The sequence below is a fragment of the Kitasatospora sp. CMC57 genome (assembly GCF_045866025.2).
Classification (GTDB): Bacteria; Actinomycetota; Actinomycetes; order Streptomycetales; family Streptomycetaceae; genus Kitasatospora.
This window is the reverse complement of sequence record NZ_AP035881.2, coordinates 4,867,224-4,885,778: the sequence shown is the minus strand read 5'-3', so window position 1 is coordinate 4,885,778 and position 18,555 is coordinate 4,867,224. Positions and strand designations below refer to the sequence as shown.

Sequence of the window (18,555 nt, the reverse complement as noted above, 5' to 3'; positions counted from 1 at the left end):
GTTTCAGAACAACACAGTGGACGCGAGCAACTGAGGACAAGCCCTCGGCCTATTAGTACCGGTCAGCTCCACCCCTTACAGGGCTTCCACATCCGGCCTATCAACCCAGTCGTCTACTGGGAGCCTTACCCTCTCAAGGAGGTGGGAATATTCATCTCGAAGCAGGCTTCCCGCTTAGATGCTTTCAGCGGTTATCCCTCCCGAACGTAGCCAACCAGCCATGCCCTTGGCAGAACAACTGGCACACCAGAGGTTCGTCCGTCCCGGTCCTCTCGTACTAGGGACAGCCCTTCTCAATATTCCTACGCGCACAGCGGATAGGGACCGAACTGTCTCACGACGTTCTAAACCCAGCTCGCGTACCGCTTTAATGGGCGAACAGCCCAACCCTTGGGACCTACTCCAGCCCCAGGATGCGACGAGCCGACATCGAGGTGCCAAACCATCCCGTCGATATGGACTCTTGGGGAAGATCAGCCTGTTATCCCCGGGGTACCTTTTATCCGTTGAGCGACGGCGCTTCCACAAGCCACCGCCGGATCACTAGTCCCGACTTTCGTCCCTGCTCGACCCGTCGGTCTCACAGTCAAGCTCCCTTGTGCACTTACACTCAACACCTGATTGCCAACCAGGCTGAGGGAACCTTTGGGCGCCTCCGTTACTCTTTAGGAGGCAACCGCCCCAGTTAAACTACCCACCAGACACTGTCCCTGATCCGGATCACGGACCCAGGTTAGACATCCAGCACGACCAGAGTGGTATTTCAACGACGACTCCACGACAACTGGCGTTGCCGCTTCAAAGTCTCCCACCTATCCTACACAAGCCGAACCGAACACCAATATCAAGCTATAGTAAAGGTCCCGGGGTCTTTCCGTCCTGCTGCGCGAAACGAGCATCTTTACTCGTAATGCAATTTCACCGGGCCTATGGTTGAGACAGTCGAGAAGTCGTTACGCCATTCGTGCAGGTCGGAACTTACCCGACAAGGAATTTCGCTACCTTAGGATGGTTATAGTTACCACCGCCGTTTACTGGCGCTTAAGTTCTCAGCTTCGCCAACCCGAAGATTGACTAACCGGTCCCCTTAACGTTCCAGCACCGGGCAGGCGTCAGTCCGTATACATCGCCTTACGGCTTCGCACGGACCTGTGTTTTTAGTAAACAGTCGCTTCTCGCTGGTCTCTGCGGCCGGCCCCAGCTCAGAGTGCAAGACTCATCACCAGTTCCGGCCCCCCTTCTCCCGAAGTTACGGGGGCATTTTGCCGAGTTCCTTAACCATAGTTCACCCGAACGCCTCGGTATTCTCTACCTGACCACCTGAGTCGGTTTGGGGTACGGGCCGCCATGAAACTCGCTAGAGGCTTTTCTCGACAGCATAGGATCATCCACTTCACCACAATCGGCTCGGCATCAGGTCTCAGCCTTAATGAGTGACGGATTTGCCTATCACTCGGCCTACACCCTTACCCCGGGACAACCACCGCCCGGGCTGGACTACCTTCCTGCGTCACCCCATCGCTCACCTACTACCCTGTTGGGTCACCGGCTCCACCACGTCCCTTTGTCCGAAGACTCCGGGCCGGCTTCACGGGCTTAGCATTCAGAGGTTCGACGTTGGCGCTTCAAAGCGGGTACGGGAATATCAACCCGTTGTCCATCGACTACGCCTGTCGGCCTCGCCTTAGGTCCCGACTTACCCTGGGCAGATCAGCTTGACCCAGGAACCCTTGGTCAATCGGCGCAAGAGTTTCCCACTCTTGTATCGCTACTCATGCCTGCATTCTCACTCGTGAACCGTCCACAACTGGATTCCTCCGCTGCTTCACCCGGCACACGACGCTCCCCTACCCATCACAGCCCCCGTTGGGGGTATTGCTGCAATGACACGACTTCGGTGGTGTACTTGAGCCCCGCTACATTGTCGGCGCGGAATCACTTGACCAGTGAGCTATTACGCACTCTTTCAAGGGTGGCTGCTTCTAAGCCAACCTCCTGGTTGTCTCTGCGACTCCACATCCTTTCCCACTTAGCACACGCTTAGGGACCTTAGTCGGTGTTCTGGGCTGTTTCCCTCTCGACCATGGAGCTTATCCCCCACAGTCTCACTGCCACGCTCTCACTTACCGGCATTCGGAGTTTGGCTAAGGTCAGTAACCCGGTGAGGCCCATCGCCTATCCAGTGCTCTACCTCCGGCAAGAAACACGTGACGCTGCACCTAAATGCATTTCGGGGAGAACCAGCTATCACGGAGTTTGATTGGCCTTTCACCCCTAACCACAGGTCATCCCCCAGGTTTTCAACCCTGGTGGGTTCGGTCCTCCACGAAGTCTTACCTCCGCTTCAACCTGCCCATGGCTAGATCACTCCGCTTCGGGTCTTGGGCATGCAACTGTACCGCCCTATTCGGACTCGCTTTCGCTACGGCTACCCCACACGGGTTAACCTCGCTACACACCGCAAACTCGCAGGCTCATTCTTCAAAAGGCACGCAGTCACGAGACACACAGCAAGCTGCATGTCCGACGCTCCCACGGCTTGTAGGCACACGGTTTCAGGTACTATTTCACTCCGCTCCCGCGGTACTTTTCACCATTCCCTCACGGTACTATCCGCTATCGGTCACTAGGGAATATTTAGGCTTAGCGGGTGGTCCCGCCAGATTCACACGGAATTTCTCGGGCTCCGTGCTACTTGGGAGAAGCTCAAGTGAGCCGCACAGATTTCGTCTACGGGGGTCTTACCCTCTACGCCGGACCTTTCGCATGTCCTTCGACTATCCATACGGTTTCTGACTCACCGACCGGCCGGCAGACCAATCAAGAACTTTCCCACGACCCCGCTCTGGCAACCCCTGCCGGGTCTCACACCAAAACGGTTTAGCCTCATCCGGTTTCGCTCGCCACTACTCCCGGAATCACGGTTGTTTTCTCTTCCTGAGGGTACTGAGATGTTTCACTTCCCCTCGTTCCCTCCACACACCCTATGTGTTCAGGTGCGGGTGACAGCCCATGACGACTGCCGGGTTTCCCCATTCGGAAACCCCCGGATCAAAGCCTGGTTGACGGCTCCCCGGGGACTATCGTGGCCTCCCACGTCCTTCATCGGTTCCTAGTGCCAAGGCATCCACCGTGCGCCCTTAAAAACTTGGCCACAGATGCTCGCGTCCACTGTGCAGTTCTCAAACAACGACCAGACACCCACCCTCATGACGCTCACGCACCACTCAAGTAGGACCGGCACTGAAGCAACAGCCTCACGGCCGTTCCCTCAGGACCCAACAACGTGCCCGACACACCCGCCATCCACCGCGTTCCACGCCCCGAAGGACAGTACTGACGGCTTCAACCGTGTGTGCCGAATAGTCAACGTTCCACCCATGAGCAACCAACCGAGAGCATTCGTCTCGGTCTGGCTATGTGCTCCTTAGAAAGGAGGTGATCCAGCCGCACCTTCCGGTACGGCTACCTTGTTACGACTTCGTCCCAATCGCTGGTCCCACCTTCGACGGCTCCTCCCCTTACGGGTTAGGCCACCGGCTTCGGGTGTTACCGACTTTCGTGACGTGACGGGCGGTGTGTACAAGGCCCGGGAACGTATTCACCGCAGCATGCTGATCTGCGATTACTAGCAACTCCAACTTCATGGGGTCGAGTTGCAGACCCCAATCCGAACTGAGGCCGGCTTTTTGGGATTCGCTCCGCCTCGCGGCATCGCAGCCCTTTGTACCGACCATTGTAGCACGTGTGCAGCCCAAGACATAAGGGGCATGATGATTTGACGTCGTCCCCACCTTCCTCCGAGTTGACCCCGGCAGTCTCCTGTGAGTCCCCATCACCCCGAAAGGCATGCTGGCAACACAGAACAAGGGTTGCGCTCGTTGCGGGACTTAACCCAACATCTCACGACACGAGCTGACGACAACCATGCACCACCTGTATACCGACCACAAGGGGGCGACTATCTCTAGCCGTTTCCGGTATATGTCAAGCCTTGGTAAGGTTCTTCGCGTTGCGTCGAATTAAGCCACATGCTCCGCTGCTTGTGCGGGCCCCCGTCAATTCCTTTGAGTTTTAGCCTTGCGGCCGTACTCCCCAGGCGGGGAACTTAATGCGTTAGCTGCGGCACCGACGACGTGGAATGTCGCCAACACCTAGTTCCCAACGTTTACGGCGTGGACTACCAGGGTATCTAATCCTGTTCGCTCCCCACGCTTTCGCTCCTCAGCGTCAGTAATGGCCCAGAGATCCGCCTTCGCCACCGGTGTTCCTCCTGATATCTGCGCATTTCACCGCTACACCAGGAATTCCGATCTCCCCTACCACACTCAAGCCTGCCCGTATCGAATGCAGACCCGGGGTTAAGCCCCGGGCTTTCACAACCGACGCGACAAGCCGCCTACGAGCTCTTTACGCCCAATAATTCCGGACAACGCTCGCACCCTACGTATTACCGCGGCTGCTGGCACGTAGTTAGCCGGTGCTTCTTCTGCAGGTACCGTCACTTGCGCTTCTTCCCTGCTGAAAGAGGTTTACAACCCGAAGGCCGTCATCCCTCACGCGGCGTCGCTGCATCAGGCTTTCGCCCATTGTGCAATATTCCCCACTGCTGCCTCCCGTAGGAGTCTGGGCCGTGTCTCAGTCCCAGTGTGGCCGGTCGCCCTCTCAGGCCGGCTACCCGTCGTCGCCTTGGTAGGCCATTACCCCACCAACAAGCTGATAGGCCGCGGGATCATCCTGCACCGCCGGAGCTTTCCACCAACCCCCATGCAGAGGAAGGTCATATCCGGTATTAGACCTCGTTTCCAAGGCTTGTCCCAGAGTGCAGGGCAGATTTCCCACGTGTTACTCACCCGTTCGCCACTAATCCACTCCGAAGAGCTTCATCGTTCGACTTGCATGTGTTAAGCACGCCGCCAGCGTTCGTCCTGAGCCAGGATCAAACTCTCCGTGAATGTCTGCGAGTAATCTCGCGAGCCACTCGCGTTGAGCGGCACGGCAACCACCGGAATAGGCGGCCCCGCGCACTGCGTCCTCGCTAGTGTTTTACTTCATAAAGGAATCTCCAACCCCACAAAGTGAGGCCGGGGATGTCAACATATCTGGCGTTGACTTTTGGCACGCTGTTGAGTTCTCAAGGAACGGACACTTCCTTCGAGCCGCTTATCAGGCGGACCCTCCGGGCGCTTCGTTCGTTCTTTCGTGTTCCGAGCTTATCAGATGTTTTCCGCTCCGTTTTCCCGGAGTCTCACTCACCCAACTCGCCCTCGTCCTCCGGAACCTGACGGCCCGTCCGACGTTTCAAACTCTAGCCGATCCCCGCTCCTGAAAGCGAATCCAACCGCAATCCATATAAACGCACACGGCAAATAGACCCGGCCCGCAAAAAAGCGCGAACCAGTTCGACCAGAAGATGTGTTCAGAGGATTGGCCACCCCGGGACCGTCCGCGCCGATGCGTGTCCGGTGCTCCCTGCCGAGCGACTAGGGAACACTACCCCCGTCTGGGTCCTGCCGCAAATCACCCACCCTGACCACCCTGGTGCAGGCGGCCAGGCCCAGCTTCACGTACTCGCCGTTCGGGTCGTCGTTGCCGGTGATCCAGTCCCGGGCCGCCTCCGGGCTCCGGCCGCCGGCCACGTGGCGTCGCATCAGCCGCTCGTCCCGCACGGCGTCCTCGGCCTTGACGTACCAGAGCTCGTGCAGCAGGGCGCGGACCGCGCTCCACGGGTGCTCCGCGTTGGCGAGGTAGTTGCCTTCGGTGATGACCAGGCGGGTGTGCGGCTGGATCACGTGGCAGCCGGCCACCGGTTCGTCCAGGGCGCGGTCGAAGCCGGGGGCGTAGATGTCGTTGAACCGTTCCACTGTGACCCGGCGCAGCAGGGCAAGGTAACCGAGGGCGTCGAAGCTCGCGGGTGAGCCCTTCCGGCCGCGCAGGCCCAGGCGGTCGAGCTGGACATTGGCGAGGTGGAAGCCGTCCAGCGGAACGTAGGCAGCGGTGCCGGGGCCCTCGGCGCGGTTGAGCTCGGTGACCAGGTGCAGGGCCAGGGTGGACTTGCCCGCGCCGGGCGGCCCGGTCAGGCCGAGGAGGGAGCGGCCCTTGTGGACGGTGCGCCCGTCCAGTAGCCGGGCCGCCAGCCCGACGAGTGCGGCGGGATCGGTGACGGCGGACGTGCGAGCCGCTCGGGCTTCCTCGTGCATGGCCGCACCCTACTCAGCGGGTCCGGTCGTGAGGACCGGAACGTCGAAGGTGAGCGTGCCGGCGTCGGCGTCCAGGGTGGCGGGCAGGCCGAGCGGCACGGTGAGGGTGGACGGGCAGTGCCCGAAGCCGAGTTCCCAGGCGACCGGGACGCCGAGCGGGGTGAGCCGGTCGGCGAGCACCTCGCGCACCGGGGCGAGCGGTCCGCAGTCCTCCCAGGAACCGAGCGCGATACCGGCGACGCCGTCCAGGGCGCCGGAGCGGATCAGCTGGGTCAGGATGCGGTCGAGTTGGTAGGGGTGCTCGCCGACGTCCTCCAGCAGCAGGATCGTCCCGGCGAAGGAGGGGCGGGCGGTGGGGGTGCCGCGTTCGGCTGCGAGCAGGCTGGCGCAGCCGCCCGCGGTGATGCCGTGGGCCGTTCCAGGGACGAGCGGCCCGGCGGTGGGGGCGCCGACCACCAGGGTGTCGGCCGGGGTGAAGAGCGTGCGGCGCAGGTGTTCGGCGGTGGGCGGGTCGGCGATGAAGGTGGCGCCGGTGCCCATCGGGCCGTACAGGGTGGGGATGCCGAGGCGCTGGGCCACGGTCTCGTGCAACACGGTGATGTCGCTGAAGCCGACCAGGACCTTGGGCGGGGCGGCGCGCAGGGCGTCCCAGTCGAGCAGGTCGACCATCCGCTGGACGCCGTAGCCGCCCCGGGCGCAGATGACGGCGGCGATGGTGGGGTCGAGCCAGGCCCGCTGGAAGTCGGCGGCCCGGTCGGCGTCCGTCCCGGCCAGGTAGCCGAGGTGGCGGTCGGTCAGGTGTGCGCCGGGGACGACGTCCAGTCCCCAGGAGCGGAGGATCGCGGTGCCTGCGGTGAGTTGGTCGGGGTCTATGGCGCCGCTGGTGGCGACCAGGGCCACCCGGTCGCCCGGCACCAGGCTGCGGGCGCGGCGCGGCACCGTGGCCCCGTTCTGCTGAGGCATCGTCAGCCCCTTTCTGGGAGGTGGGCAGGCGCGTGACGCGGGTCGCGCGCCTGCCGTCAGTCCTACCCCATACCCATCGCTGACCTGACCTCGGCCAGGGTGGCTTCCGCGATGGCGTTGGCCCGTTCGGCACCGCCGGCGAGTACTTCCCGGAGGAGCGCCCGGTCGGTGGCCAGTTCGGCCCGTCGGGCACGGAGCGGGCGGAGGTACTCGTTGACCGTCTCGGTGACCCGGCGCTTGAGGGTGCCCGCGCCGCCGTCGCCGATCTCGGCGGCGACCTCGGCCGGGTCGCGGCCTTCGCAGAGCGCGGCGAGCTGGACCAGTCCGGACACGCCGGGCCTACGCTCGGGGTCGTACGTGATGTGGCGGTCGGCGTCGGTGGTGGCGCCCTTGATCAGCCGGGCCGTCTCGTCCTCGGTCGCGCCCAGGGCGATCCCGTTGCCCCGGCTCTTGCTCATCTTGCCGCCGTCGGTGCCGGGGAGCTGCGGTGCGTCGGAGAGCAGCGGCTGCGGTTCGGGGAACAGCGCGGTGGCGTAGCGGTCGTTGAACCGGCGGGCGATGGTGCGGGTGGTCTCCAGGTGCGGGAGCTGGTCGCGGCCGACCGGGACCAGGTTGGCCTTGCAGAACAGGATGTCGGCGGCCTGGTGCACCGGGTAGGTGAACATCAGTCCGCTGACGGCGGCCTGGCGGGAGTGCGCGATCTCGTCCTTGACCGTGGGGTTTCGGCTGAGCTCGGCGACGCTGACCAAGCTGAGGAAGGGGAGCAGCAGTTGGTTGAGCGCCGGTACGGAGCTGTGGGTGAAGATCGTGGTCCGCTCCGGGTCGATCCCGGCGGCGAGGTAGTCGAGGACCAGGTTCTCGGCCTGTTCGGCGGGGCGGTCGGCCCGGTCCCGGTCGGTGAGGGTCTGGTAGTCGGCGACCACCAAGAGGAGTTCGACGCCCGCCCGCTGAAGCCGGACCCGGTTGTGCAGGGTGCCGAAGTAGTGGCCGAGGTGGAGCGGTCCGGTGGGACGGTCGCCGGTCAGGACGCGGTACCGGTCGGGGTGCTGCTGGACGGTCTCGAACTGCATGGCGGTCTCCTCAGTGGCTGACGATGGGTCGGACCGGCCCGCCGGGACGCCCTGAGGGAACGCGACAGGGCCGTCCGGTCGGACGGCCCTTTAGTCGTGCGGAAAGGGTGGCCGTCCTAGGACGGCCACCAGTTCAGGCACGGCTGCTGCTTCATGGGTACCAGCGTAGCGGCCGCCACCGCCGCCGGACCGGTTCAGCGCGGCTGGTTGGGGACGTAGCCGAGGTGCACCGGAGTCTCCGGACCCCGCCCGGCCAGCCAGTCGCTGCGGACGGCGGCCAGCAGCTCGGGCAGCGTGGGAGGCCAGAACGGGTCTGCCGCCGACGAGGCCAGTTCCTCGGGCGTCCACCAGCGCCAGTCCAGGATCCCGTCGGCGAGGTGCATCTCACTGACGTCGCCGACCGGGCCGCGGCGCGGGCCCCGGCCGAGGTAAATGTGCTCGGACTGGCGGACCGGTGTGCCGTGCCAGGTGAAGTCGTGCTCCCAGGTGCAGAGCAGCGGGCCGGGCGCGAGGTCGGTCCAGCCGGTCTCCTCCCACAGCTCCCGTCTGGCCCCGGTGGCCGGGGTCTCGCCGGCCTCGATGCCGCCGCCCGGCAGGTTCCAGTGGACACCGACCTCGCTGTTGTCGGAGCGCAGCAGGAAGACCGCACCGTCCGGTTCCAGTACGGCGGTCCTGGCCGCACGTCGTGGGGTTCGCATCCGGTCACCCTGGCAGAACGCCGTCGCGTCGGACCACTGGAATTCCGGTGGCCGGGTTCTACCCTGAGCCGGTGATCATGCTGCCTGCCGACCCGCTGACCCCCGGCCGTCCCGACCCGCACTTCCTCCGGGAGGCGCGCCGGATCGAGGAGTTGAGCGGCGGGTTCGTCCTGCTCGACCATGACGCGCTGCTCGCCGGGGACGTTCGGGCCGCGGTCCGCCGGATCCCGGCCGGGGGCCGACCGCTCTGGTACCGGGGCTGGATGGTGCCGGTCCCGGCCTACGCCGCGCTGGCCGAGGCGCTCGCCGAGCGCGGGCGGCCGCTGCTGACCTCACCGGCCTCGTACGCGGACGCCCATGAACTGCCCGGCTGGTACCCGGTCTTCGAGGGCTTCACGCCGGAGAGCGTCTGGCTGTCGGGGCCGACGGGGCCGACCCGGGAGCAACTCGGCGAGGCCGCCCGGCGGCTGGGCGGGCACGGGCCCGCGATCGTCAAGGACTACGTGAAGTCGCGCAAGCACGAGTGGGCGGAGGCCTGTTACGTACCGGAGCTGGGCGATTTGGACGGACTGGCGCGGGTGGTGGGCCGGTTCGTGGAGCTCCAGGGCGAGTTCCTGACCGGCGGGGTGGTGCTGCGGCGGTTCGAGGAGTTCCGGCGGGACGCGAGCGGGCGGGCCGTGGAGGCGCGGGTCTGGTGGCTGGACGGCGAGCCCGTCCTGGTCGGGCCGCACCCGGACTGCCCCGACGCGACCGTCCGGCCGGAGCTCGACGGGGTCGGGCAGCTGGTCAGGGAGCTGGGCTGCCGCTTCGTCACCACCGACCTGGCGCAGGCGGCGGACGACGGTTCCTGGCGGGTGGTCGAGGTCGGGGACGGCCAGGTCAGCGACCTGCCGCGAGGCGCCGAGCTCGGCGGCCTGCTGTCCACCCTGCTGGCGGTCAGCGGGGGCTGAGCTCGGGCCCGGGCCTCCCGGAACTCCGTGGAACCTTTGCCGGACCGCGCTCCTCCTGACAGGACGACCACATCCGGCGAAGGAGATCGCATGACCGTCAGCAAGCGTCCGATGCCACACCTGGAAGGTGCGAAACACCGCTGGGTGGAGGTCAGGGGCGCCCGGCTCCACCTCGCCGAGTTCGGCAGCGGCGACCCCGTGCTGCTGCTGCACGGCTTCCCGCAGCACTGGTACGCCTGGCGGCGGCTGGTGCCACTGCTCGCGGCCGACCACCGGCTGATCTGCCTGGACCTGCGGGGTTTCGGCTGGTCCGAGCAGACCCAACACGGCTACGACACCGACGCACTCGGCGCGGACGTGCTCGCCCTGCTGGACGCGCTCGGCCTGGACCGGGTGACGCTGGTCGGCCACAGCTGGGGAGCCGGGGTGGGCTTCCGGATCTGCCAGCGGGCGCCGGAGCGGTTCCGCGCGTTCCTGGCGTTGAACATGGCCCGCCCCTGGACAGCGCACCGTCAGGTGCTGCCCAACCTGTGGCGGATGTGGTTCACCGCGTTCATCGAGTACCCGGTGGTCGGGCGGCTGGTGCTGCGGTACTGGCCGGCCTTCACCCGGTACCTGCTGCGCCGGGCTGTCCCCGACCCCGGCTGCTGGTCGGAGGCGGAACTCGCCGAGTTCACCGAGGCGACCCGGGTCTCCGCCACGGCCGGGCAGTCGCTGTTCTGGCAGTACGTGCTGCGCGACATACCGGCCGGTCTGCGCGGCACGCACCGTCGGCGGCGGCTGACCGTCCCCACGGTGGTGCTGGGCGGCGAGCACGATCCGGTGATCCCGCCGGCCCTGCTGCGCGGTGAGCCGAACGCCGACGACCTGACCGTGTCGGTGTTGCCCGGCGTGGGCGGCCACCTGCCCGAGGAGTGCCCGGAGCGGGTGGCCGGGGCCCTGCGGAAGCTGATCGCCGAAACGGGCTGACGCAGGGTCAGCGCAGCCGGGCCCGACGCTCCACCTCGCGGAGGAAGGCGCGGGCCCGGCGCTCGCCGACCAGGCGACGGTACCCGCGCTGCACCGGCCCGAGGGCGGCCGGCCGGAGCGCGCCGCAGACCGCGAACCGGGTGCCCCCACCGCCTTCGCCGTCGGGCTCGGCGGCCATGCCCATGGTCACCAACCGGGACTGCATCAGGCACCAGCCGGGCCCGAGCCGCGCCTCGAACCGCCCCCGGAACCCGAGGGTGTCAACGGCCTCTGCCTGCTTGAGCTCGCTGTCCCCCGCCGGCACCCGGAACTCCCGGACGAAGGGGATCAGATGGGGCAGCTCGCCCTCCAGGTCGGCGACCACCGCCCAGACCCGGTCGAAGGGCAGGTCGAACCGCCGCTCGGCGTACAGCGGCGCGCGCAGCCCGGCCGCCAGGACCCGTAGCCGGGCGATCCGATCCGGTCCGTTCACCGCGTCCACGCCTTCCGGAAGGAGGAACGGGCCCTGCTGAGCCGTGACTTCACGGTGCCCTCGGGTACGTCCAGCAGCTCGGCCATGGTCCGCTCGTCCAGCCCCTCCAGCTCGCGCAGCACCAGGACGGTGCGGTGCTGGACGGGCAGCCGGGCCAGCAGGTCCCGCACCTCGGTGGTCAGGTCGGTGCCGACGGCGGGCAGCAGGTCCCGGAGCCGGGCGATCTGCTCGGAGGCGGCCGGGGTCTCCGCGCCGGTCCGCCGGGCCACCCGGACCGCTTCCCGGACAGTCACCGCCCGCACCCAGCCGTAGACCGCCACCGGCTCGCGCAGCCCGCGCAGGCCGCGGAAACCGGCGAGCAGCGACTCCTGCACGGCGTCGGCGGGGTCGGCCGGGGCGATCGACGCGCACAGCCGGGTGACGTACGGGGTGATCAGCTTCAGCAGATCGTCCATGGCCAGGGCGTCGCCGCGCTGCGCCGCACGCACCAGCGGCGCCGCCACGTCCCAGGGCCGCAGGTCGTCGTCCACGGTCGGAACCGTACTCCTGACCGTCCGTCAGCCGTCGGCCGGTCCGGCCTCCAGCTGGGCGGGTGCGGCCACGGTGGGCGCCGACGGCCGGGCAGTCGCATGGTGAGCAGCCGGGCGCGCGGGGCGAGCCACTTGACCATCGCGAACAGGGAATCGGTACGGCTGCGGTCCGCATCGAGCACGGTGAAGAGGTTGGCCCCGAGGTAGAAGGTGATCGCCGTGTTGGCCAGGTTCGCACGGCTGATCGCCGACGGTCGGCGGGCCGCGCGAGCTCCGGGTGTCGGCCGAACGGGTGTGACGGGCCACGGCCCTCGGGCGTCCGGAAGTGACGGAAGGTTGTCACCCACGGCGCTACACCCGCTGCTCCTGGTGGCTGTCCGCGACGAAGGCCCGCCAGAGCCGCGCGTAGGCACCGTCCTCGGCGAGCAGGCCGGCGTGCGTGCCGTCCTCGACCACCCGGCCGTGGTCCAGCACCACCACCCGGTCGGCCCGCTCGGCGGTGGTGAGGCGGTGGGCGATCACCAGGGTGGTGCGGCCGCCGCTGATCCGGTCGGCGGCGCGGTTGACGGCGGCCTCGGTGGCCAGGTCGAGCGCGGCGGTGGCCTCGTCCAGCAGCAGGATGTCCGGGTCGACCAGTTCGGCCCGGGCCAGGGCGATCAGCTGCCGCTGCCCGGCGGACAGGTTGCGGCCTCGGCCGGAGACCCGGTGCGCGTAACCACCCGTCAGCCCGGTGATCATCTCGTGCGCGCCGACCGCCCTGGCCGCCGCCTCCACCTCGGCGTCGCTCGCCTCCGGCCGCCCGTACGCGATGGCATCGCGCACCGTGCCCGCGAACAGGTACGCCTCCTGCGGGACCACGCCGAGCCGGTGCCGGTACTCCGCCAGGTCGTAGGCGGTGATGTCGGTGCCGTCGATCCGGACGGTGCCGCCGGTCGCGTCGTAGAACCGGGCGACCAGTTTGACCAGGGTGGACTTACCCGCGCCGGTCTCGCCGACCAGCGCCACGGTCTGCCCGGCCGGGATGTGCAGGTCGATGCCGGTCAGCACGTCCGCGTGCCCGTCGGCACCGCCGTGGTAGGCGAAGCTGACGTCCCGGAAGGTGATCTCGCCCCGCAGCTTCTTCACCGGCAGCGGGTCCGCCGCGTCCGGGGTGCCGGTCGGGGTGCGCAGCAGGTCCCGGATCCGGCCGAGGCCGACGGCGGCCTGCTGGTAGCCGTCGAAGATCTGCGAGAGCTGGTTGACCGGCGCGAAGAACAGGTCGATGTAGAGCAGGTACGCGACCAGCGCGCCGATCGTCAGGGTGCCCGACTCGACCCGGGAGGCGCCGACGATCAGTACCAGGGCGGCGGCGGCGCTGGACAGGAACTGGACGAACGGGAAGTACAGCGAGATGTACCACTGCGCCTTGACCCGGGAGTGCCGGTAGGCCAGCCCGCTGGCCACGAAGCGGTCGGTGTTGACGGTCTGCCGGCGGAACGCCTGGACGATCCGCATGCCCGCGACGTTCTCCTGCAGCTCGGCGTTGACCGTGCTGATCAGGTCCCGGGAGATCTGGTACTGGCTGCTCGACCTGCGGCGGAAGACCAGGGTGGCGACCGCCAGCACCGGCAGCACCGCGAAGACCACCAGGGCCAGGCCCGCGTCGATCACCAGCAGCGCGGCGAAGATACCGAAGAAGGTGAACAGGCTGACCACGGCGGTGACCACGCCGGTCTGCAGGAAGCTCGACACCGAGTCCACGTCGGTGGTCATCCGGGTCATGATCCGGCCGGACAGCTCGCGCTCGTAGTAGTCCAGGCCGAGCCGGTTGAGGTGCGCGAAGATCTTCAACCGCAGGGTGTAGAGCACCCGTTCGCCGGTCCGGCCGCTGACCCTGGCCTCGGCGGTCTGCACCACCCAGTCCAGCAGCACGATCGTCAGGGCGAGCAGCGAGGCGGTGGCCACCCCGGCCATCGCGGCCTTGCTGACGCCGTCGTCGATGCCGTGCCGGATCAGGATCGGCAGGGTCAGCCCGGCGGCCGCGTCCAGCGCGACCAGCAGCAGGGCGACGGCCAGCGGTGCGCGGAACGGGGCGAGCAGGCGGCGGAGGGTGAAATCCGGGTCACCGGCCTCGGCCTGCTCGACCGGGATGTCGGGGGTGTCGGTGGCCGGGGGCAGGGCCGCGACCTTGGCGAGCAGCTCGGGGTCGGTGCCGCTCGCCGCCTCGGGCTCCTGCTCGGGGGTCTCCACCACCGGCGTCTCGACTGCGGACACCGCGTCCGGGTCGCTGATCAGCGCCCGGTACCGGGGACACCGGGCATCAAGCTCCTCGTGCGTGCCGAGGTCGACCAGCCGGCCGCGCTCCAGCACCGCGATCCGGTCCGCGAGCTGCAGGGTGGAGCGGCGGTGCGCGATCAGCAGCGTGGTGCGGCCGGCCATCACGCCGCGCAGGGCCTGGTGAATCTCGGCCTCGACCTGGGGGTCCACGGCCGAGGTCGCGTCGTCCAGCAGCAGGATGCGCGGGTCGCTCAGAATCGCCCGGGCCAGGGCGATCCGCTGCCGCTGGCCGCCGGACAGGGTGAGGCCCTGCTCGCCGACCTTGGTGTCGTAGCCGTCCGGGAGTTCCCGGATGAACCCGTCGGCCTGCGCGGCCCGGGCGGCGGCCTCGATATCGGCCCCGGTGGCGTCCGGGCGGCCGTACGCGATGTTGCCGGCGACGCTGTCGGAGAACAGGAAGCTGTCCTCGGGCACGATGCCGACGGTGGCCCGGATCGAATCGAGCGTCAGCTCCCGGACATCGTGCCCGTAGAGGCGGACGGTGCCCTCGGCGGCATCGTAGAAGCGCGGGACCAGCTGGGCCACCGTGGACTTGCCCGAGCCCGAGCCGCCGACCAGCGCCAGCGTCTCGCCCTCGGCGAGGCGGAAGCTCAGCCGGTGCAGAACGTGGGCCGCGTCGCCGTACCCGAAGTCGACCCCGTCGAACTCGACGGCGGGTACGGGAAGCTCCATGGCCGGCGCTGTGGTCAGGTCGACCGCGTCCGGACGCTCCTGCACCTTCGGGCGCTGGTCGACGAGCTGGAGCACCCGCTCGACCCCGGCCCTGGCCTGCTGGCCGACCGTGATCACCATGGTCAGCATCCGGACCGGTCCGGTGAGCTGCGCCAGGTAGGTGGAGAACGCGACGAAGGTGCCCAGGGTGACCTCGCCCCGGACGGCCAGCCAGCCGCCGAGCGCCAGCACCGCGACCTGGCCGAGGGCCGGGATGGCCTGCATCGCCGGGGTGTAGAGGCTGTTCAGCCGGATCGAACGGAGCCGGGCGCCGAACAGGTCGCGCGAGGCGCGCTCCAGCTTGCCGCGCTCCTGGGCCTCCTGGCCGAAGCCCTTCACCACCCGGACGCCCCCGACCGCGCCGTCCACCACGCCGGCGACCGCTGCCGCCTCCTGCTGCGCGGCCCAGGTCGCCGGGAACAGCCGCTTGCGGCTGAGGGTGGCGAACCACCAGAGCGCGGGGCCCATCACCAGCGCGACCAGGGTCAGCGGCAGCGAGAGCCAGAGCATCACCAGCACGGACATGCCGAACATCAACACGTTGCCGGTCATCATCGGCAGCATCGACAGCAGGCCGACGATCAGCTGCAGGTCGGAGGTGGCGCGGCCGACCACCTGGCCGGTGTCCAGCCGGTCCTGCCGCTCGCCGTCCAGCCGGGTGAGCGAACGGAACAGGTCGGACCGCATCTCGTGCTGCACGTCGACGGCCAGCTGACCGCCGTAGTACCGGCGGACCTGGGTGCAGAGGAAGACCAGTGCCGCCGCGGCCAGCAGGGCGGCCGCCCACGGCGCGAGCGGCCGGGTGTGGGTGGTGATCACGTCGTCGATGATCACCTTGGTGATCAACGGGACGGTGGCGGTCACGGCCATGCCGACCAGCGAGGCGCCGAAGGAGAGCAGTACGTTGCGGCGGTGCCGCCAGCTGTAGCCGACCAACCGGCGGAGCCAGCCCTGCTCGGCCGTGGATCCGTGAGTTTCAGACATATTTAGGAATACTAACCATTTCATCGTCCGCCCCCACCGCTTTTCGACGGGCACCCATCGTGACCGAACAGCTCTCCGGCCGAGCTGCTTCCCGTCCCGACCAGGATGGTCCTTCGAGCCGCCGGTGCGGACCGGTCGGGCGAACTCCGTCGGGTCCTCCGTTGGACCTAGGGCCTGTCCGTTGCACCTGGGGCCTGTCCGGCGGACCGCTCAGCGCTGCTCGGCGGCAGCCCCGAAGGCTCCCTGGGCCAGGCCGCGCAGCAGGCCGGCCATGGCGGAGCGGGACAGACCGGTGCGGTCGGCGCTGTGCGGGGTGGAGTTGAGCAGACCGAAGACGGCGTGCACGGCGGTACGGGCGGTGGGCTCGGCGGCCGGCTCGGCCAGGGTCGGATAGGTCTGCCGGACCACCTCGATCCAGAGCTCGACGTAGGCTCGCTGGAGCCGGCGGACCCGGCGGCGGTCCTCCTCCTTGAGGTGCAGCAGCTCGCGGTCGTGCAGGGTGATCAGGTCGCGGTCGTCCAGCGCGAAGTCGACATGCCCGACGATCAGGGCATCCAGTGCGCCGTCCGGGTCGGTCGCCTCACCCGCTCGGCGGCGGCCCTCCTCCAGCAGGCGCTCGCTGATGCCGATGAGCAGATCGGCGAGCATCGCGTCCTTGCCGGAGAAGTGGCGGTAGAGCGCGGGGCCGCTGATCCCGACCGCCTTTCCGATCTCGTCCACTCCCACGCCGAGGAAGCCACGCGCGGCGAACAGCCGGGCCGCCTCCTTCCGGATCTGGTCGCGGCGCGGGACTGCGGGGGCTGCTGGGACATTCGGCATGCCACCCATCGTAGACAGTGGGGTTATCCATGGTTAACCTGAGCCCACGAGTTAACGCTCATTAACCTTGGGCGGATTCGGGTCTCGGGCTACCCGTTCGACGGCCCGTCCCGTCCGCTCTCCGAGGGCAAGGGAGCTCTGGGGATGGCCATCTCCACCGTCGGTCCGTTCGCCGGTCCGGCTGCTGCTGCGGCTGCTGTTCCGCCACCGGTCGTACCCGTTGATCCGGCCGCGGCGCCCGCGCCCCGGCTGACCAGCGCGGCCGACCCCGGCTCGGAGGCGTACCGGGCGAACACCTCCGCCCACCGGGCCCTGGTCGCCGAACTCCGCGAGAAGCTCGCGGCGGCGGCCCTCGGCGGCGGCGCAAAGGCCCGCGCCCGGCACACTGCGCGCGGCAAGCTACTGCCGCGCGACCGGGTGGACACCTTGCTCGACCCCGGCTCCCCCTTCCTGGAGCTGAGCCCGCTCGCGGCGGACGGCCTGTACGACGGTGCGGCCCCGGCGGCGGGCGTGATCGCGGGCATCGGCCGGGTGGCAGGCCGCGAGGTGGTGGTGGTCGCCAACGACGCCACCGTCAAGGGCGGCACCTACTACCCGATGACGGTCAAGAAGCACCTCCGGGCCCAGGAAGTGGCGCTGGAGAACCAGCTGCCCTGCATCTACCTGGTCGACTCCGGCGGCGCTTTCCTCCCGATGCAGGACGAGGTCTTCCCGGACCGCGACCACTTCGGGCGGATCTTCTACAACCAGGCCCGGCTGTCCGCCGCCGGCATCCCGCAGATCGCGGCGGTGCTCGGCTCCTGCACGGCGGGCGGCGCGTACGTCCCGGCGATGAGCGACCAGGCGGTGATCGTCCGGAACCAGGGCACCATCTTCCTGGGCGGCCCGCCGTTGGTGAAGGCCGCGACCGGCGAGGTGGTCACCGCCGAGGAGCTGGGCGGCGGCGAACTGCACTCCCGCACCTCGGGAGTGACGGACCATCTGGCCGAGGACGACGCGCACGCCCTCGCCATCGTCCGGACCATCGTGGCCGGGCTCGGCGCCCGGCCCGCCAAGCCGTGGCCGCTGACGCCGGTCGAGCCCCCGGCGGTGGACCCGGCCGGGCTGTACGGCGCGGTGCCGGTGGACCCGCGCACGCCGTACGACGTCCGCGAGGTGATCGCCCGGCTGGTGGACGGCAGCCGGTTCGCCGAGTTCAAGGCCGAGTACGGCGCCACCCTGGTCACCGGCTTCGCCCGGATCCACGGCCACCCGGTGGGCATCGTGGCCAACAACGGCGTGCTGTTCGCCGAGTCGGCCATGAAGGGCGCGCACTTCATCGAGCTCTGCGACCAGCGCGGCATCCCCCTCCTCTTCCTCCAGAACATCACCGGCTTCATGGTCGGACGCCAGTACGAGGCGGGCGGCATCGCCAAGCACGGCGCCAAGATGGTCACCGCCGTCGCCTGCACCCGGGTGCCCAAGCTGACGGTGGTGATCGGCGGCTCGTACGGCGCCGGGAACTACTCGATGTGCGGCCGGGCGTACTCACCCCGCTTCCTGTGGATGTGGCCGGGCGCCAAGATCTCGGTGATGGGCGGGGAGCAGGCCGCCTCGGTGCTGGCCACCGTCCGCCGGGACCAGTTCGACGCCCAGGGCGAGGACTGGTCGGCCGAGGCGGAGGAGGAGTTCAAGCGGCCCGTCCGGGAGCAGTACGAGCGGCAGGGCAACGCCTACTACGCGACCGCCCGGCTCTGGGACGACGGCGTGATCGACCCGCTGGACACCCGTACCGCCGTCGGCCTCGCGCTGACCGCGTGCGCCAACGCCCCGCTGGCCCCGGCCAGGCCGTACGGGGTCTTCCGGATGTGACGCACCGTATGTGACGCACCGT

11 protein-coding genes and 2 rRNA genes are annotated in these 18,555 nt (G+C 68.2%); 3 read left to right on the top strand and 10 right to left on the bottom strand.

The features are described from left to right. Positions 1-32: 32 nt before the first annotated feature. The 6 genes from ACKUU6_RS21920 to ACKUU6_RS21895 all read right to left on the bottom strand — a co-directional run bounded on the left by ACKUU6_RS21920 (position 33) and on the right by ACKUU6_RS21895 (position 8,931). Positions 33-3,154, bottom strand: a 23S ribosomal RNA gene (locus ACKUU6_RS21920). Between the two features lie 277 nt (positions 3,155-3,431). Beyond that, positions 3,432-4,955, bottom strand: a 16S ribosomal RNA gene (locus tag ACKUU6_RS21915). The 16S and 23S rRNA genes sit together here, the layout of an rRNA operon. A 528-nt stretch (positions 4,956-5,483) precedes the next feature. After that, a complete protein-coding gene (locus tag ACKUU6_RS21910; RefSeq protein ID WP_407990258.1) occupies positions 5,484-6,200 on the bottom strand; it encodes a nucleoside/nucleotide kinase family protein in 717 nt (238 codons plus the stop codon). A gap of 9 nt (positions 6,201-6,209) precedes the next feature. Further along, a complete protein-coding gene (locus ACKUU6_RS21905; RefSeq protein ID WP_407990257.1) occupies positions 6,210-7,163 on the bottom strand; it encodes a S66 peptidase family protein in 954 nt (317 codons plus the stop codon). A gap of 62 nt (positions 7,164-7,225) precedes the next feature. Further along, positions 7,226-8,233: a tryptophan--tRNA ligase gene (gene trpS / locus ACKUU6_RS21900; RefSeq protein WP_407990256.1), complete on the bottom strand. Its 1,008-nt coding sequence runs from the start codon at positions 8,231-8,233 to the stop codon at positions 7,226-7,228. A 194-nt stretch (positions 8,234-8,427) separates the two neighbouring features. Further along, a complete protein-coding gene (locus ACKUU6_RS21895; RefSeq protein WP_407990255.1) occupies positions 8,428-8,931 on the bottom strand; it encodes an NUDIX hydrolase in 504 nt (167 codons plus the stop codon). A gap of 77 nt (positions 8,932-9,008) precedes the next feature. Here ACKUU6_RS21895 and ACKUU6_RS21890 point away from each other — a divergent pair, with 77 nt between their 5' ends. Both ACKUU6_RS21890 and ACKUU6_RS21885 read left to right on the top strand, forming a co-directional pair. Continuing rightward, positions 9,009-9,881 carry an ATP-grasp domain-containing protein gene (locus tag ACKUU6_RS21890; RefSeq protein WP_407992197.1) on the top strand — a complete coding sequence of 291 codons (873 nt, stop codon included), beginning with the start codon at positions 9,009-9,011 and terminating at the stop codon, positions 9,879-9,881. A 90-nt stretch (positions 9,882-9,971) separates the two neighbouring features. Beyond that, positions 9,972-10,850, top strand: a complete 879-nt coding sequence (locus ACKUU6_RS21885; RefSeq protein WP_407990254.1) for an alpha/beta fold hydrolase — start codon at positions 9,972-9,974, stop codon at positions 10,848-10,850. 7 nt (positions 10,851-10,857) lie between these two features. Here ACKUU6_RS21885 and ACKUU6_RS21880 read toward each other — a convergent pair whose 3' ends face one another. The 4 genes from ACKUU6_RS21880 to ACKUU6_RS21865 all read right to left on the bottom strand — a co-directional run bounded on the left by ACKUU6_RS21880 (position 10,858) and on the right by ACKUU6_RS21865 (position 16,682). Further along, positions 10,858-11,322, bottom strand: a complete 465-nt coding sequence (locus ACKUU6_RS21880; RefSeq protein ID WP_407990253.1) for a hypothetical protein — start codon at positions 11,320-11,322, stop codon at positions 10,858-10,860. Then, positions 11,319-11,777 carry an RNA polymerase sigma factor gene (locus tag ACKUU6_RS21875; RefSeq protein WP_407992196.1) on the bottom strand — a complete coding sequence of 153 codons (459 nt, stop codon included), beginning with the start codon at positions 11,775-11,777 and terminating at the stop codon, positions 11,319-11,321. Before ACKUU6_RS21875 ends, ACKUU6_RS21880 begins: the two co-directional genes overlap by 4 nt. Before the next feature lie 426 nt (positions 11,778-12,203). Further along, complete coding sequence (locus tag ACKUU6_RS21870) at positions 12,204-15,863, bottom strand: ABC transporter ATP-binding protein (protein WP_407990252.1); 3,660 nt, start codon at positions 15,861-15,863, stop codon at positions 12,204-12,206. A 210-nt stretch (positions 15,864-16,073) separates the two neighbouring features. Continuing rightward, a complete protein-coding gene (locus tag ACKUU6_RS21865; RefSeq protein WP_407990251.1) occupies positions 16,074-16,682 on the bottom strand; it encodes a TetR/AcrR family transcriptional regulator in 609 nt (202 codons plus the stop codon). Between the two features lie 144 nt (positions 16,683-16,826). On the opposite strand from ACKUU6_RS21865, the gene ACKUU6_RS21860 reads away from it, so the two are divergent. Continuing rightward, positions 16,827-18,533, top strand: a complete 1,707-nt coding sequence (locus tag ACKUU6_RS21860) for a carboxyl transferase domain-containing protein (RefSeq protein ID WP_407990250.1) — start codon at positions 16,827-16,829, stop codon at positions 18,531-18,533. The last annotated feature ends 22 nt before the right edge of the window (positions 18,534-18,555 follow it).